Origin of the sequence: Jeotgalibacillus malaysiensis, from assembly GCF_044789845.1 — a bacterium.
Taxonomy (GTDB): domain Bacteria; phylum Bacillota; class Bacilli; order Bacillales; family Jeotgalibacillaceae; genus Jeotgalibacillus; species Jeotgalibacillus malaysiensis_A.
The window spans coordinates 1,525,613-1,541,242 of record NZ_CP085252.1 but is presented as its reverse complement, the minus strand read 5'-3'; the positions used below and the strand labels follow the sequence as shown (position 1 = coordinate 1,541,242).

16 protein-coding genes are annotated in these 15,630 nt (G+C 41.5%); 1 reads left to right on the top strand and 15 read right to left on the bottom strand.

What is annotated here, in order from left to right; translation table 11 throughout:
• Nucleotides 1-44: 44 nt before the first annotated feature.
• The 11 genes from LG330_RS08380 to LG330_RS08330 all read right to left on the bottom strand — a co-directional run bounded on the left by LG330_RS08380 (nt 45) and on the right by LG330_RS08330 (nt 12,403).
• Nucleotides 45-1,961, bottom strand: a complete 1,917-nt coding sequence (locus LG330_RS08380) for a stage V sporulation protein D (protein WP_404409017.1) — start codon at nt 1,959-1,961, stop codon at nt 45-47.
• A gap of 102 nt (nt 1,962-2,063) precedes the next feature.
• A complete protein-coding gene (locus LG330_RS08375; protein ID WP_404409015.1) occupies nt 2,064-4,250 on the bottom strand; it encodes a penicillin-binding transpeptidase domain-containing protein in 2,187 nt (728 codons plus the stop codon).
• The gene (ftsL, locus tag LG330_RS08370) at nt 4,247-4,600 is read right to left on the bottom strand and encodes a cell division protein FtsL (protein WP_404409013.1); all 354 of its coding nucleotides are present in this window, start codon (nt 4,598-4,600) and stop codon (nt 4,247-4,249) included. The genes LG330_RS08375 and ftsL overlap by 4 nt, the downstream gene beginning before the upstream one ends.
• A 31-nt stretch (nt 4,601-4,631) precedes the next feature.
• Nucleotides 4,632-5,567 carry a 16S rRNA (cytosine(1402)-N(4))-methyltransferase RsmH gene (gene rsmH / locus LG330_RS08365; protein ID WP_404409011.1) on the bottom strand — a complete coding sequence of 312 codons (936 nt, stop codon included), beginning with the start codon at nt 5,565-5,567 and terminating at the stop codon, nt 4,632-4,634.
• A 25-nt stretch (nt 5,568-5,592) separates the two neighbouring features.
• Nucleotides 5,593-6,024 carry a division/cell wall cluster transcriptional repressor MraZ gene (gene mraZ / locus LG330_RS08360; protein ID WP_404409009.1) on the bottom strand — a complete coding sequence of 144 codons (432 nt, stop codon included), beginning with the start codon at nt 6,022-6,024 and terminating at the stop codon, nt 5,593-5,595.
• A gap of 197 nt (nt 6,025-6,221) precedes the next feature.
• Nucleotides 6,222-7,829 carry a bacillithiol biosynthesis cysteine-adding enzyme BshC gene (bshC, locus tag LG330_RS08355; protein WP_404409007.1) on the bottom strand — a complete coding sequence of 536 codons (1,608 nt, stop codon included), beginning with the start codon at nt 7,827-7,829 and terminating at the stop codon, nt 6,222-6,224.
• Between the two features lie 79 nt (nt 7,830-7,908).
• Nucleotides 7,909-8,295 (bottom strand): DUF3397 domain-containing protein, encoded by a 387-nt coding sequence (locus tag LG330_RS08350; protein ID WP_404409005.1) that lies wholly within the window; start codon nt 8,293-8,295, stop codon nt 7,909-7,911.
• Nucleotides 8,295-9,185, bottom strand: coding sequence for a ketopantoate reductase family protein (locus LG330_RS08345; RefSeq protein WP_404409003.1), 891 nt, complete (start codon nt 9,183-9,185; stop codon nt 8,295-8,297). The genes LG330_RS08350 and LG330_RS08345 overlap by 1 nt, the downstream gene beginning before the upstream one ends.
• 96 nt (nt 9,186-9,281) lie before the next feature.
• Nucleotides 9,282-10,820, bottom strand: a complete 1,539-nt coding sequence (locus tag LG330_RS08340; protein WP_404409001.1) for an acyl-CoA carboxylase subunit beta — start codon at nt 10,818-10,820, stop codon at nt 9,282-9,284.
• Nucleotides 10,821-10,844: 24 nt separating this feature from the next.
• Complete coding sequence (locus tag LG330_RS08335; RefSeq protein WP_404408999.1) at nt 10,845-11,057, bottom strand: acetyl-CoA carboxylase biotin carboxyl carrier protein subunit; 213 nt, start codon at nt 11,055-11,057, stop codon at nt 10,845-10,847.
• A 5-nt stretch (nt 11,058-11,062) separates the two neighbouring features.
• Nucleotides 11,063-12,403 (bottom strand): acetyl/propionyl/methylcrotonyl-CoA carboxylase subunit alpha, encoded by a 1,341-nt coding sequence (locus LG330_RS08330; RefSeq protein ID WP_404408997.1) that lies wholly within the window; start codon nt 12,401-12,403, stop codon nt 11,063-11,065.
• Nucleotides 12,404-12,567: 164 nt separating this feature from the next.
• On the opposite strand from LG330_RS08330, the gene LG330_RS08325 reads away from it, so the two are divergent.
• On the top strand, nt 12,568-13,044 hold the full coding sequence (locus LG330_RS08325; protein WP_404408995.1) for an N-acetyltransferase: 477 nt from the start codon (nt 12,568-12,570) through the stop codon (nt 13,042-13,044).
• Between the two features lie 110 nt (nt 13,045-13,154).
• On the opposite strand, the gene LG330_RS08320 is transcribed toward LG330_RS08325, so the two are convergent.
• The 4 genes from LG330_RS08320 to LG330_RS08305 all read right to left on the bottom strand — a co-directional run bounded on the left by LG330_RS08320 (nt 13,155) and on the right by LG330_RS08305 (nt 15,551).
• Nucleotides 13,155-13,739, bottom strand: coding sequence for an RsfA family transcriptional regulator (locus LG330_RS08320; protein WP_404408993.1), 585 nt, complete (start codon nt 13,737-13,739; stop codon nt 13,155-13,157).
• 140 nt (nt 13,740-13,879) lie between these two features.
• A complete protein-coding gene (locus LG330_RS08315; RefSeq protein WP_404408991.1) occupies nt 13,880-14,632 on the bottom strand; it encodes an enoyl-CoA hydratase/isomerase family protein in 753 nt (250 codons plus the stop codon).
• A gap of 140 nt (nt 14,633-14,772) precedes the next feature.
• Nucleotides 14,773-14,946: a 50S ribosomal protein L32 gene (gene rpmF, locus LG330_RS08310; RefSeq protein WP_039808711.1), complete on the bottom strand. Its 174-nt coding sequence runs from the start codon at nt 14,944-14,946 to the stop codon at nt 14,773-14,775.
• A 59-nt stretch (nt 14,947-15,005) separates the two neighbouring features.
• Nucleotides 15,006-15,551: a YceD family protein gene (locus tag LG330_RS08305; protein WP_404408989.1), complete on the bottom strand. Its 546-nt coding sequence runs from the start codon at nt 15,549-15,551 to the stop codon at nt 15,006-15,008.
• Nucleotides 15,552-15,630 lie beyond the last annotated feature (79 nt).

The window sequence follows — 15,630 nt, the reverse complement described above, 5'->3', positions numbered from 1 at the left end:
AACATTTCTTATATTGTTATCTTACCTGATAGGTCGAAAGAATGCTATTGACCAATAAATATTCGAAGTGTCTCCCCTTCTGGAATTACAGTACCGGCTTCTGGTGACTGCCTGATCACTTTTTTTCCTTCTCCTTTAATTTCAAGGTTTACGTGTAGATGCATATCTAATAATTCGCTTTTCGTCTTTCCTATTAAATCCGGTACTTTTATTTCCGGAGGATCTGTCCACCTGACTTCTTTTTCAATCTGATCTTTCCTTTTTTCCACGCCCAATACATTTAAAGATTCTTCAATGATGTTCCCGACTATTGGCGCGGCGACTACTCCACCAAATTGTATAGTATTTTTGGGATGATCAACTGCAAGATAAACAAGGATTTCCGGATCATCACTTGGTGCAAAGCCGATAAAGGAAACAATATAGCTGTCTTTCATGTATTGGCCATTTTCCACTTTTTGCGCGGTCCCTGTTTTTCCTCCTACTCTGTAGCCTTCTACAAAAGCCCCGCGTCCGGTTCCCTGTGCCACAACGGATTCAAGCGCTTCCCTCATTTCTGCTGACACATCTTCTGAGATTACTTTTTTCTTCATTTTTACGGGTATTTCCTGTAAAGTCTCCCCTGATATTGGATCAGTCCACTTTTTAGTGATGACAGGTGTTGGCAGTGTACCTCCATTGATGACCGCAGAAACCGCTGCAGCCTGCTGGATTGGTGTTACTGAAACACCTTGACCAAAAGCAGTTGTTGCCTGTTCCACGGGCCCCATATTTTCAGGCTTGAATAAGATCCCGCTCGCTTCACCGGTTAAATCAATTCCTGTTTTTTGTCCAAATCCAAAATCATGTATATAAGATAAAAGCCTGTCTTTACCGAGTCTGTTGCCAAGTTCAATGAACCCCGGGTTACATGAGTTCTGGACAACCTCAAGAAATGTCTGACTGCCGTGTCCTTCCCGCTGCCAGCAGTGAAGGTGAACACCACCTACTTCAACATGCCCGCTGTCGTAAAAGCTTTCTTTCTCCAGATCAACCAGACCTTCTTCAAGAGCAGCAGCCAGCGTGATAATTTTAAATGTTGAGCCAGGTTCATACGTTCTCCAGATCGGCAGTACCCGATTATAAATATCCGGAGAAAACTTCTGATAATGAGACGGGTCAAAGTCAGGTCTTGAGGCCATACCGAGAATTTCACCGGTTTTAGGGCTCATTGCGATCGCCAGAATCTGATCTGCATCATATTTTTCCTGTGCATTCGTCAGCTCCCGTTCAAGTACATTCTGCACATCCAGGTCAATGGTTAAATGCAGATCCATTCCATGAGTTGGTTCTTTATGGTACGACCCCTGATCCATCTCTTTACCTTTGGCATCCGTAAATAATCCCTCTGCTCCCTTAACACCATATAGCTGCTCATCATACAGCAATTCTAGACCGGATAATCCTCTATTATCCACCCCGATGAATCCAAGCACATGAGATAGCATCCTGCCCTGAGGATAAGATCGCTTATAATCGTCAGCTATATACACACCCGGCAGTGCTGCTTCCTCAAGGGCACGAACCTGTTCAAAATTAAGCTTTCTTCCTTCAGGATGAAGTTTTTCAATAGACCCTTTCCTGGACACAAACTCTTTAGCTTTTTCCTGAGACACTTTTAAAATGTCACTTAACTGAGTGGCGGTATGATCCCTGTCTTCAATTTGTTTTGGAATAATAAAAAGACTTGGCGCTGATTCATTTGAAACAATCGGCTTACCGTTACGGTCATAGATCGTTCCCCTTTTAGGTTCAAGCGGCAATTCCCTTGTCCAGCTTTCAATCGCTTTTTCATAAAGCTGCTCATGGGCAACTACCTGAACATAAAAAAGTCTGATCACTACGATGAACAAGATCAGCAGAAATAAAAAAAATACAATGACTAGCCTTTTTTTCAACAGCCTCTCAGAAAAATGCTGCACACTGCTCCTCCTGTCTTTAGCCTATATAATTCATCGTATGCAGTAAGTATAAACGTATGCAAAAAGCCTTTTCTGATCAATCATCAGAAAAGGCTTTTTGTTTTAGTCCTGCGGAAGCTCGCTATCTTCTTCCGGCTGACTTAATCTGTTTCTGGTTTCTTCAGGTGTTTCAAATTTAACAGTTAATGGCTGATCTGCGTTGATGACTGTGTCAGCGGTCAGATTCTGAGAAACAGCGAAACCAGTTCCTGTCGCGTTCAACTCTAGGTCTGCGGCAGCAGCCGCACGAACGACATCCCGGTAGGACCAGCCGGTGAAATCAGGAATCGTCAGCTCTCCATCAGCAACCAGAATCATTCTTTCACCTGCAATTAATTCATTGTTTTTTGTAGACTGATCCCGGATCGTCTCACCTTTACCAAGCACTTCAATCTTCAGCCCTTTATCTTCGAGCTGTTCTTTTACAGCAGCAACAGATTGTCCGGTATAATCTTCAACCACTACACTTTCTTTCATAGGTGCTTCAACAGGCTGGATATTCCGGTACTTCAGACTGTTTAACATAACAGGATTAAATACCTTGGAAACCGGAATTGAACTGATTTCATCTTCCGGCAGATCAGGCTGCTGGATTCCGATATAAACGATGAGTTCCGGGTCATCAGCAGGCGCCATACCGATAAATGAGAAGAGATAATTAGATCTTCCTGTCATATATCGGCCAGTTTCCGGATCAGGAATCTGTGCAGTACCCGATTTCCCAGACACTTCATAACCCGGTATACTAAACGGCTGTCCCGTTCCGACTTCACTCGTGACAGTTGACGCAAGATACTCTCTTACTTTAGCCGCAGTATCAGCTGAAATCGGCTGTCCGCTGACTTCTGCTTCACCTTCATATACAGCTTCCCCTGTTTCAGGATTTACAACTTTAGACAGGACATAAGGCCTTTTCATCTTCCCATCACCTGCAATTGCAGTTTCAGCCTGAATCATCTGCAGAGGTGTAACCGTAGTTCCCTGTCCGAAGATCGTCGTTACTTTTTCGATCGGATAATTATATAGAATATTACCCGGAGCCTCATTTGGTAAATCGATCTCAGTAGGCTGCCCAAAGCCGAACTCATTCAGGTAATTTTTATATACATCGTCACCCATCTGCTCAAGCAGCTTTGCAAATGCAGTATTTGATGAACGCTGTACACCTTCTAAGTAACTGATGGTTCCCCAGCCGCTGACGTTATGATCGTTAATTTTTTGTCCAAGCACGTCATATGACCCTGACTGGTAAGTCGCATTCGGATTAAAAACTCCTTCTTCCACAGCAGCTGCAAGTGAAAATGTTTTAAATGTAGAGCCTGGCTCGAAAGTACTCTCAACAATCTGGTTATACCAGTTATCACTTAACCCGACCCTTGTATCAGGATCGAATGTAGGGCGTTGGCTCATTGCGAGAATTTCACCTGTTTTGGCATCTGCCACCACACCAAACATTTTCTCCGGGTTATACTCATCTGACACCTGGCTCAGTGCATCTTCAAGAAATGTCTGGATTTTTTTATCGATCGTCAGATATACATTGTGACCATCCTGAGCTTTTTGAATCGCTTCTTCTCCACCCGGAAGCAGAAAACCTCTTGCATCCGTTTCAAATGAAAGCTTGCCATTCTGACCTTCAAGATACTGATTCAGGTTTCTTTCCACACCCATCTGACCAACTGTTTTTACAATGCCATCTTCATTTTCTTCAGGCTGTGCGTAACCGATCAGGTGTGAAGAAAAAATGCCATTTGGATAAAACCGCTTCAAATCCTGGAGGAAAAAGATGCCCGGCAGTTCAGCATCTTCAATCTGCTGTTTAATTTCAAGCGGAATATCCTTACCTTCTGATCCGAATTCAACCTGTTTCCGTTCCTGCGTTAAAATATCCAGAATTTCAGCTTCGCTTAGGTCAAGATACTGTGCAAGCGTTGAAGCCGTATCCTCAGGATCAAGCACGTGTCTCGGGCTTTCTTCATTCGTTGTCAGATTCTCATCCAAAACGGCAACTATTTTATAGGTCTGTGTGTCTTCAGCAATGACTTCTCCGTTCCGATCAAGAATCTTGCCTCTTTCAGCTTCGAGGATCTGACTTCTTGCATACTGTGCCTGCGCCTGGGCAGCTAAGTCTCTTCCTTCTGCTTCGCCTGTGATCTGCAACGTCAAAAACCTTGTGATTAATAAAAAAAAGAGAGCGCTAAATACTGTAAACAGCAGGTAGGCTCCCCAATTCTTTTTCAATTTCCTCATGGCTGCTGCACAACCTTAACATTTGAATCATTTAGCGTGAGTCCAAGTTCTTTTGCCTTTTCCCATACACGCTCGTATGTACTCATCTGGCTTACCTGAATCGTCAGATCGTTATTAACATTTTCCTGGGCCAGTACAGTCGATTCCAACTGTTGAATTTCTTTGTTCGTACTGTAGATCTCAGCCTGTGCTGTAATAATATGAAGACTCGCAAAGCAAACAAATGCAGCAAATACAGCAGCGATAACTTTTTCACCTAGCGTAAATGCAGAAGATCTCTTTCTCAGTACTTTTTTAGGCGCGGCTTGAATGGACGGCTTATGCTCGACCTTCCTTGCAGTGTTCATCATTCTATTTCCCCCATTTCACATTTATCTATTTTTATTTGTTTTTCTCCGCAATTCTAAGCTTAGCAGAGCGTGATCTGTTATTATGTTCTAATTCTTCTTCACTTGCTGTAATCGGCTTTCTCGTAACGAGCTTTAATACTGGTTCATATCCTTCAGGAATAACCGGCATCCCCGGTGGCAATTCCGGGCCTTTAGAAGCTTCTTTAAACATCGTCTTGCAAATTCTGTCTTCTAAAGAATGAAATGTAATGACGCTGATCCTTCCCCCAGGCTTCAGCATGTCAATTGCCTGCTCTATAGATTCCTCAATTACACCAAGTTCATCGTTTACAGCAATCCGGATTGCCTGAAAAATACGCTTTGCAGGATGACCACCTTTTCTTCTTGCGGGCGCCGGAATTCCGTCTTTGATCAGCTCCACAAGTTCAGCAGTCGTTTCAATCGGATTTTTTTCTCTTGCTGCTTCAATTTTCCGGGCAATCTGCTTTGAAAATTTTTCTTCCCCATATCTGAAAAAGATTCTGACCAGATCTTCATATGCCCATTCATTTACAACTTCTCTTGCCGACAATTCAGCCGATTGATCCATTCTCATATCAAGCGGTGCGTCGTGGTGATAACTAAACCCTCTTTCAGGTGTATCAAGCTGTGGTGATGAAACGCCAAGGTCATATAAAATGCCATCAACTTTTTCCACACCAAGGTCGTTTAATTCACTTTTCAAATGCCTGAAATTTGACTGGATAAAGGTAACCTGTCCATCATAAGGCTTCAATTTTTTTCTTGCATGTTCAATTGCCGTTTCATCCTGGTCAAAGCAATAAAGATGACCAGCATGAGATAACTGGGATAATAAGTACTCACTGTGTCCTGCACCGCCAAGGGTACAGTCTACATAAATACCGTCCTTTTTTATATTTAGTCCATCAACTGTTTCTTTAAGAAGGACAGTAGTATGATCAAACATCCTTGCCACCTCAACACTTTAAATTCTATAAGTCGAAATCTATCAGGTTTTCAGCTATTTCTGCGAATGACTCTTCTGACTCATTAAGATAGTCGCTCCACACTGCTTTATCCCAGATTTCAATTCTTGACGATACACCAATAATCATGCACTCTTTTTCAATTTTCGCATAGTCAATCAGGTTTTTCGGAAGATTGATTCTTCCCTGCTTGTCAATTTCACATTCAACTGCACCTGAGAAGAAGAATCTCGCAAATGCTCTGGCATCTTTTTTCGTGACAGGAAGTGAACGTACTTTTTCTTCAAGGCGTCGCCATTCATCCAAAGGATAACCAAATAAACACTGATCAAGACCTCTTGTAATGACAAAAAGATCTTTCACATGTTCACGGTATTTTGCAGGGACAATAATTCTCCCTTTTGTATCGATCGAATGCTGATACTCCCCCATGAACATCCGGTTTCCCACCTCTCAAAATAAATGTACCACAGTCCCCCACTTTGTACCACTCGTTTTTCACATTCTAACACAACTGTAATAATAATAAGTTCAAAGTGAAGGAATTTTCTAAAAACAATCGATTAACTTTGTGTTTTACTTATTTCAAAATAAAAAAGTCCGATCAGATTTGCATCTGAACGGACTTTTTTTGGTTAGACATAAACGATATTATGCTGGTGATTAAATTCTATTTCTGCATCAAGTAAGTCCTTGATAAAAGACTCCCCATAGCGGTTCATATAATAATAGATGTTCCAGATTCTTTCCTGGGGTCCTCCGGGTCTGAGTGCATTCTCCACCCGGTCGTATTTTCTCAAAACATTTTGATGCTTCAGTTGAAGTGCATCATCTGACTTCATCTGCAGGTACGAAAGCTGCTTTAGATGAAAGCTCAGGTTTTTTTCAACGATCTGATTAAAGTTCGGGTCATATTTGTCAGTGAGATGCTTAATTTCATCATATTGTCTTGTAATTTGTTTTTCTGTTTCTTCAATGACTGATTTAAGAGACTGGTCCTTTACCGCTTCCCAAAAAGTAGTCCTTTCGTTTTCTACCCCTTCAGCAATGACCTTGTTAATACTAAGATCAAGTTCTTTCGCATCCTGCTCAATGTTTCTTTCAACAATTGTGCAGGTCAGTCTTGGCACAACCGGCGGCATGCTGAAACCTGCTTTTTCAAAACCGGTTTTCAGTTCAGCCCAGTAAGCGATTTCCCCTGGCCCACCAATGAAGGCAAGCGTTGGAATCAGCCATTCCTGCATTAATGGGCGCGTCACCACATTATTACTGAGGTTTTCAGGATGAGTTTCAGCTTCTTTCAATAAGTCATTCAATGAATAAGTCCGGCCGGCTTTGTCATAAAAGGCGTCACCTTTATAAAAAAGGAGCTGCCTTTCTTCATCTACTCTGATAAATAGATTTGCTGCGTCCCGCTCAAGCTCAATCATTGGTTTGAAGCCGTCACTTTTAAGTACTTCCTGCTCAGCCAACACTGACTGATTAATAACGTCATGCTGTTCAATCAGCTGCTTGAAAAATGCAGATTCAAGCTTTCTTAAATTGGGATCTGCCGCATCAAGTACCAGTAAACCTGATTCCTTGAACAGGTCCATGACAAGCCATGCAAACATTTTTGAAATATTTGTGTTTTTTTCAGCAGCCTGAAACAGCTTTTCTCTTAAGCCGGCAGTATAATGAGTTTCACCAAATTCAGCCAGAATCTCATCAATCCAGCGCTTCATCTGAGAAGGGTCATACTGAATATCAGAAGCCATTTTTTTAGTAAGTACTCTTTCAGGATAACCCTTCTTTTTTAACTTCCCATCATATTCAGTATAGATATGATTAATCTCAAGGAAATCATGATCTTCTCCTGCAATCCAGAAAATCGGGATCACCTTTCTGTCTAATACAGATGACTGCTGTTCGGCAAGTTTAATAATAGAGATAACCTTATGTATTGAATAAAGTGGTCCTGTCAGAAGTCCCGCCTGCTGTCCTCCAACAACTGCAACCGCATCTTCCTTCAGCGCAGAAAGTGAAGCACGTGTCTGACCCGAGGAGGGTAACCCATCCATATATTGTTCAATACAGGCAGTGAGTTCATTTCTCATAAACGCTCTTTGATCAATGTCATGCAGCCTTTTTTCAAAGTCCCCGCGATAAGAATAATGAAAGTGTTTCATCGCCTGATTTAATTCATTTATATATGCTGACGCAAAAGGCTGAATAGCCGGAAGGTCCATTTGTTTTACGAGCATTGTTAAAATCTCCTTTGATCCGCATTAGTCCATTGTCAGTATACCATCTGACTTTCGAAAGCCGAAAGGAAATTGCTCGTCAAACGACTGATTTGTAAATGGCAAGTACTGTCCCCACTACAACTAATGTGATGTGCAACAATATAAACACTAAAAATGACAGTCTCCACGTACTTTTAAGGATATGTGCAAAGGTGAAATCATCTTTCTTACTTCTTATGTAAAATGCTGATAAAATGCCGATGATTGCAATGATCAGACATAGTAACCAAAATACAGAGAAATCCCAGATAAACAGAATCAAAAAGTAGACTGAACCGATCAGGAATGGGTTTGTCGCATGTATACCGGTCGAAACCGCTGTCCTGTGCCTTAAAGTTATTTTTTTTACTGTCATAAATACAATCAGGTATATCAGGTACGGCGCATACAATAGTATGCTGAACAGTATCGCTGCAGCCTCCACTAATTTGATCCCCTTTCAATCTGAATCGCAAGTATGCCACGCTCTAAAAATGGGAGAATCACCGGCTTCACTTTTTTCTGTATGGCAACCTTTATTGCATAACCAGTTAATGATTCAATCTCTGTTTTACGGCCGGCCTTAATATCTGACAGCATAGAAGACTCATTTTCAGAAGTTTTTTTGCATAGATCCAATATGTCATTAAAGCTGCAATAAGTAATTTCATCAGGGAATACAATCGCAAGTTCTTCATACAATGCCGCCATCATTTCCTTTAAGTACAGGTTTTCAGCCAGCACACCATTTTTCACCTGGAATAGTGCTGTTAAAGGGTTGATCATCAGGTTTTTAATCAATTTAACTCTTAACAGTCTTTGATAATTTTCTTCATATGATATTGGAAAATCATGATGATGACATGCCAGAATTGACTTTATATATTCCTGCTGCCCTTTATAAGACGCTATACGCCACCAGCCTACGCCGTTATGCTCAACTGTATACGCATTCACCTTTTTAGCTCCATGTTCAACTGTGCTCACGAAAATATGCTCATGAGGTAATCGTGATAAATGTTCGAGGTGTGACATGCCGTTTTGCAAAAATATAAGTGGTGTGGAGGCAGGAATTTGTGTGATAACAGGTAAGATCGTTTCAAGATGATATTGTTTTACTGCGATTAATACCGCATCTGCCTGGTTAAATTGTGTATATTCAAGTGGGCTTGCAGTTACTTTTTGAACTGACTGATTAACGATTCCATGCTGACCCAGTGCCTCTGCCTGTTCTGCTGTTCGCGTGATAATATGTATTGAATGACCGCACATGCTGAGGCGGTGAGCAAAAAGAAGGCCTATCGATCCCGCTCCAATAATATGAATGTGTATCATGATCACCCCTTTTTAACTAGTTTATCAAAATTAAGGGTTGAAAAACGTATGTTTTCTCAAAAAAATACCGCCAGCGTTTATTCTGGCGGTAAATGTTTATACCGGATATACCGGGTGCTTTTTAGGCGGCATCGGAATATGCTTTGTTGAATAGTAGTCAAAGCGGCTGATTAACACTTCTCTCAGTTCATCAGGCTCCACGATGTCATCAATAATTAATTCAGATGCCAGTCTGTACAGATCGATTTCTTCCTGATATTCCTTATGCTTTGCCTGAACAAATGCAAGTTTTTCTTTTGGATCTTCAATCTCCTGAATTTTATTGGAGTAAACTGCATTGACGGCTGCTTCAGGTCCCATAACTGCAATTTGAGCAGAGGGAAGTGCAATGCAGCAATCCGGCTCAAATGCAGGGCCAGCCATAGCATAAAGGCCTGCTCCATAAGCTTTTCTGACAACAACTGAAATTTTAGGGACCGTTGCTGAGCTCATGGCAGAAATCAGTTTGGCACCGTGGCGGATAATACCTGCGCGCTCCACCTTTGTACCAATCATAAAGCCCGGAACGTCAGCAAGGAACAATAACGGAATATTAAAAGCGTCACAAAGCTGAATAAACTTTGCACCTTTGTCAGCTGAATCTACAAATAAGACGCCACCCTTCGCCTTGGGCTGATTCGCAATGATTCCAACCGGCTTTCCGTTCATCCGTGCAAATCCTGTAATCAATTCAGGAGCAAACAATTTTTTCATTTCAAAAAAGCTGTCCTGGTCGATTAATGTATTGATTGCATCATACATATTGAACGGCGCATTCTGGTTTTGCGGAATAAGTCCGGATAATGCTTCGCTGCTCTGTACAGGTGCTGGTTCTTTGACAGGCACCTCTCCCTCAAAGTTCAGAGGAAAATAACTTAAGTATTTAATTGCGTGCTGAATTGCTTCCTCTTCATTTTGAGCGAGTACATCGCCGCATCCGCTCACTGAACAGTGCATTCTCGCACCACCCATTTCCTCGAGTGTTACCTTTTCACCGATTACCTTCTCTGCCATTCTTGGTGAACCAAGATACATGGAAGCATTTCCTTCAACCATGATCACAATATCGCAAAATGCAGGAATATAGGCACCACCTGCAGCAGAAGGACCAAATAATAAACAGATCTGCGGGATAAATCCTGACATTCTGACCTGATTATGAAAGATCCTTCCCGCTCCGCGGCGATTTGGAAACATATCAAGCTGATCTGTAATACGTGCGCCTGCAGAATCGACTAAATATAAAAGCGGAACCCGAAGCTTTTCAGCTGTTTCCTGAATTCTGATAATTTTTTCAACCGTTCTCGCACCCCAGGACCCTGCTTTGATCGTAGAATCATTCGCCATAATGCATACCGGTCTGCCATCCACAAGACCGGTGCCTGTGACAACACCGTCAGCCGGCAGGTCACCTGCATTGAAATTCGCAAACATCGCATCTTCTTTAAATGAACCCTCATCAACCAGCAGATTAATTCTAGTGCGGGCAAACATTTTACCCTGCTCTTTCAGCTTTTCATGATATTTCGGCTTACCGCCTTTTTTTATCTCTTCACGGGCTTCTCTCAGCCTGCTCTGGATTGTTTCAGATTGCATGTTCAGATCTCCTTTCTAAAAAAATTATTCAAGAATCAGAAGTGTATCTCCTTCGTTTACAAAATCTCCTGCGTTTACTTTTACCTCACTTACTTTACCTGATGTTTCCGCTTCAACCGGGATCTCCATTTTCATTGATTCAAGCATCATGACTGCCTGGCCATTTTCAATTTCGTCACCAGTATTTACGAGTACCTGCAGCACTGTTCCTGCCATTGTTGAAGTGATTTGTGTCATATTCATCATTCTCCTTTTATGTTCATTAAAGTTTGAGTGTGGTATTTCCCGTCCATAAATTCAGCTGAATCCAGGACGATTTTATGAAGCGGTATATTTGTCTTTACACCTTCTACATGTACTGAATCAAATGCCTGTCTTGCTGCCTGAATACAGGACTGTCTCGAATCAGCCGTCACAATAAATTTAGCGATCATTGGATCATAATAAGGGGTTACTTTGTTCTCTGCCTCATACCCGATATCAACCCTGATCCCTTCTCCTTCAGGAAATTGAACTTCTTTCAGTGTTCCCGGTGAAGGATAAAATGTTTTCGGATCTTCTGCGTAGATCCTGAACTCAATTGAGTGTCCGGATGACCGGATCTCTTCCTGCGTTTTTACAGGCAGTTCTTCATTAAATGCTGTTTTAATCTGCCACTCAACCAGGTCAAAACCGGTTATCTGTTCAGTAACGGGATGCTCCACCTGGAGTCTTGTATTCATTTCAAGAAAATATGGATTTTCATCGATGTCGAGAATACATTCAATTGTCCCTGCATTTTGATAGCCTACTGCTTTTGCTGCCTGAACAGCTAAATGATACAGCTTATTTTTAGCCGGTTCAGAAAGCGATGGAGATGGAGACTCTTCAATGACTTTTTGATTTCTTCTCTGGATCGAGCAGTTCCGTTCAAACAGATGGAACACCTCACCTGATGAGTTTCCGAAAATCTGTACCTCAATATGCCGGGCTTTAGAAATATATTTCTCAATAAACAATTTCCCTGACCCAAAATAAGTCTGAGAGCGTTTGATGGTTGGTTCGAAATGCTGAGTGAGCGCTTGTTCATCTTCACAAAGTACCATTCCGACGCCGCCACCACCGCTGCTCGCCTTCAGCATAACGGGATAGCCGATTTTTGCAGCTTCTTTGTGAGCTTCCTCAAGTGTCATATTTTCACTCTCATAACCCGGCACAACAGGAACACCTGCATCAACCATTGTTTTTCTGGCTTCTATTTTGTCTCCCATTTTGCGCATCACCAAAGACGTTGGTCCAATAAAGATGAAGCCTTCTTTCTCTACACGCTCTGCAAAGTCAGCGTTCTCTGACAGGAGACCGTATCCCGGATGAATCGCATCTACGTTTTCTTCAGAAGCAATCTCAAGGAGCCGGTCAATATGTAAGTAGGACTGCGCTACAGGTGGCGGACCAATCAGCTTGGCAATGTCCGCTTCTTTCACATAAGGCAGGTCCTGATCAGCTTCAGAATAAACTGCGACTGTGTGTATATTCATTTTTTTACACGTTTTGATAATACGGAGGGCAATTTCCCCGCGATTTGCTATGAGTATTTTTCTCACAAAAATCCCCCTTCTTCATAATATACTTTCCATCCCCACCTTCTATTGTAAACGCTTTCTAAGTAAATGTGCAGAATTTTTTGACCTGTTGCGCTATAATATATGTAAATACCGTTTAAAGCGGTTACAAGAGAAATCCATCATATAAACAGGGAGTGTCCGGAATGTCTTTTAAAGTGGAGAATTTAAAAATTAATTACAAAACTCTTGAAGAGTTTAATAAATTTCGGGAAGTTGGCGTGCAGGAGCTGTCAATGAAAGAAGAGCTCGAAACGAATATGGTTGAAAACGACAGTGATTCACCTTTTTATGGGATCTATCTAGGAAACAAGCTTGTCGCACGAATGAACCTGTATAAAAGAGATGCAAGATTTGATCAGTATTTTGAGCCGCCTCAGAACTATCTTGAGCTCTGGAAAGTTGAAGTCCTTCCAGGCTATCAGAAAAAGGGCTACGGCTCGGCAATGGTAGAGTTCGCAAAAAGCTTCGGCCTGCCAATCAAAACGAATCCAAGAGTGAATTCAACTGAGTTCTGGGAGAAGAAGGGCTTTGAACGCGTAACGTACGATTTAGAAAGAGATTTAGGTGAAAATCCGATGGTATGGTATCCGGAGGGTGTAACTGAACAGATTCATGAGTAAGTGAATCGCTCGCAGTTGAGATTTAATTATTAATATCTATCATTTAATATCATACTGATCGCGCAGCGAAACAGTTAAAGAGGCTGGATATAATCCAGCCTCTTTATTGATTAAAACTGATCCGTCGATTCATTAACGGCTTTTTTATCCATTCTGAAAAGGTTTCCATTTGGTTCCATTTTAAAGACGCTCGAAGAACGGTCATGATCATCTGTTCCAAGCTTTCTCGCTTTTTCAATTAAATATAACAGTGCATGGTAGTCTTCTTTTAACTCTGTAATCTGCTCTTTTAAAAACTGGTTATCTTTTTCCAGACGTTCCCGTTCTTTTTCTGCTTCCTCTGCTTTTTGTATCATATCAACTGCCGGCTGGTTTTGTTCAAGTCTTGAAATCCATTGATTCATCTTCTGAATCAGCTGGTCAGCATTCCAGTCACTCACTTTTTCAACAGATTTTTTTTCTTCTTCTCTTCTTTTCGCATACCTTAACCGTTTCGCTTCAGAAATCTGCTTCTGGCACTCTTTCCTTAAAGATGAATTCCAGCGAAATCCGCATGCTGCCGGTGTTCTGTTCAGCTCAATCGCTACTTCTTCGAATGCATTCAGCTGCGTACTTCCCTGCTCAATGTGGCTTAACACTTTTTCTTTTAATAACTGATCCTCACGCGATGTCCAGCCATCCTGTCTTAATTTCATACTGACTCCCCCAGTCCTCATAGTAAACTTTTAACCTGCAGTTTCTGAATCTATTGATATCTTATGCTTGAATATAAAAAAATAGACATAAAAAATACGATAATCGTATTTTTTATGTCTATTTTTTTATTTTAGTCAATTTATTTATTCAAAAACCTGCCTACTGCTTCATGATGGTCTTCTGATTCCCATAAAACAGAACACTCATACATTTCACTTTCCATCCGCTCTTTAAGATCACTTGCCACCCATTTTCTTGTGAGCATTTTTTTATATGCTGATAACACTGGTCCTGTCTTTTTAATTACAGGTTCAAACATATCAATTAATTCGTCAGCAGACTCTGCGTTTAGCAGCTGATCGATAAATCCTAATTCACATAATGTATCAGCTGTGAGAATATTCGCTTCCGTTAATAAACGGAATGCCTGGTTTGCAGGAAGTCGTTCATAAAGCAGTGTCCCGCCTCCCCAGCCTGTTGTAATGGCAAGATTGCCCTGCACAAATCCCATTTTAACTCCCGGCCTTGCAAATCTGTAATCACAGGCTGAAGCTATTTCGCAGCCTCCTCCAACAGCCGTGCCATTGATAAAAGCAACAGTGACTTTGTCAAGTGTTGCCAGCCTGTATAAAATGCCGCCCATCCTCGACAGCATGACGTAGGATTCTGCCTGAGTTTTTAAGCTATGGAATTCCTGAAGGTCTCCTCCGGCACAAAAGGCCTGTGATCCTTCTCCTGTAATCATTAAGATCTTAACGCTGTCATCATGTTCAGCTTTTGTGACTGCTTTATCCAGTCCATCCATCACTTCATAGTTAACTGCGTTTCTGCGATCGGGTCTGGTGATTGTAAAAACCAGTACGTTATTCTTTTGATGTATTTGATACCCCATACATGACAGTCCCCTTTCCCCTTAAGTCTGCAAATAATTGTAACATGAGATTTTCAGGAGCTGAATGGTTTACTTACATTTCTACACAAAAAAACCTGCAAAGGGCCATGGTCCCTGTTGCAGGTTTTCAGCAGAAGGTATTATTTCCCTACTACTTCTTTGCCTTTATAAGTTCCGCACGCTTTACACACGCGGTGAGAAAGCTTCATTTCTCCACAGTTAGAGCACTCTACCATACCTGGTACAGATAGCTTGAAATGCGTACGACGCTTTCTTTTAGCGGTCTTCGATGTTCTTCTAAATGGTACTGCCATGTTTCCCACCTCCTTAAAGAGAGTGATTGTAAAATGAACCAGAGGTCCAGTTTTTACGTTTATTTTTTTTCGTCGAAAAATTTCGCAAGATCAGCAAGCCTTGGATCTGCGGCAGGTTCTTCCTGCTGCTCCTCTATTCTTGTTTCTTCAAGTTCCTCTTCTGATAACACTTCCCAGCCGTTTCCGCTGTCCATACCTTCTTCTTCAAGCGCTTTATCACTAAAGACCTGAAGTGGTACCTGAAGCAGCAGGATCTCTTCGATTACCGGTCGAAGGTTTACAACCTCACCTTCCGGCTCATGGACTTCTTCATTTAATTCCTCATCTATATAAGATGAATTCAAAATAAAAGTTTCCACAGTATCAAGAGAAACCGGGTACTGAACATCTGCAAGTGTTCTTGCACATGGTAAAGTCAGTGTTGTTTCAATATGAAGGTGAAACGTAATCTTTGAAGAGCTGATATCACCGCGTCCAGTGACTCTTACAGGTTCTACCTGTCTGATATCACGGTGCCGTTCTGTCAGTTCATTCATTTCTGCCGTTTCATCGATCTTGAAGTCTTCATTGCGATATTTCTGCAGCTGAATGATTGACCATTTCATCTGTCATCACCTCAAGGCACAAAGTAGATTATATTCCCTGTATAAAGGAATGTCAAGATTTTTTCTTTACAACTAAAAG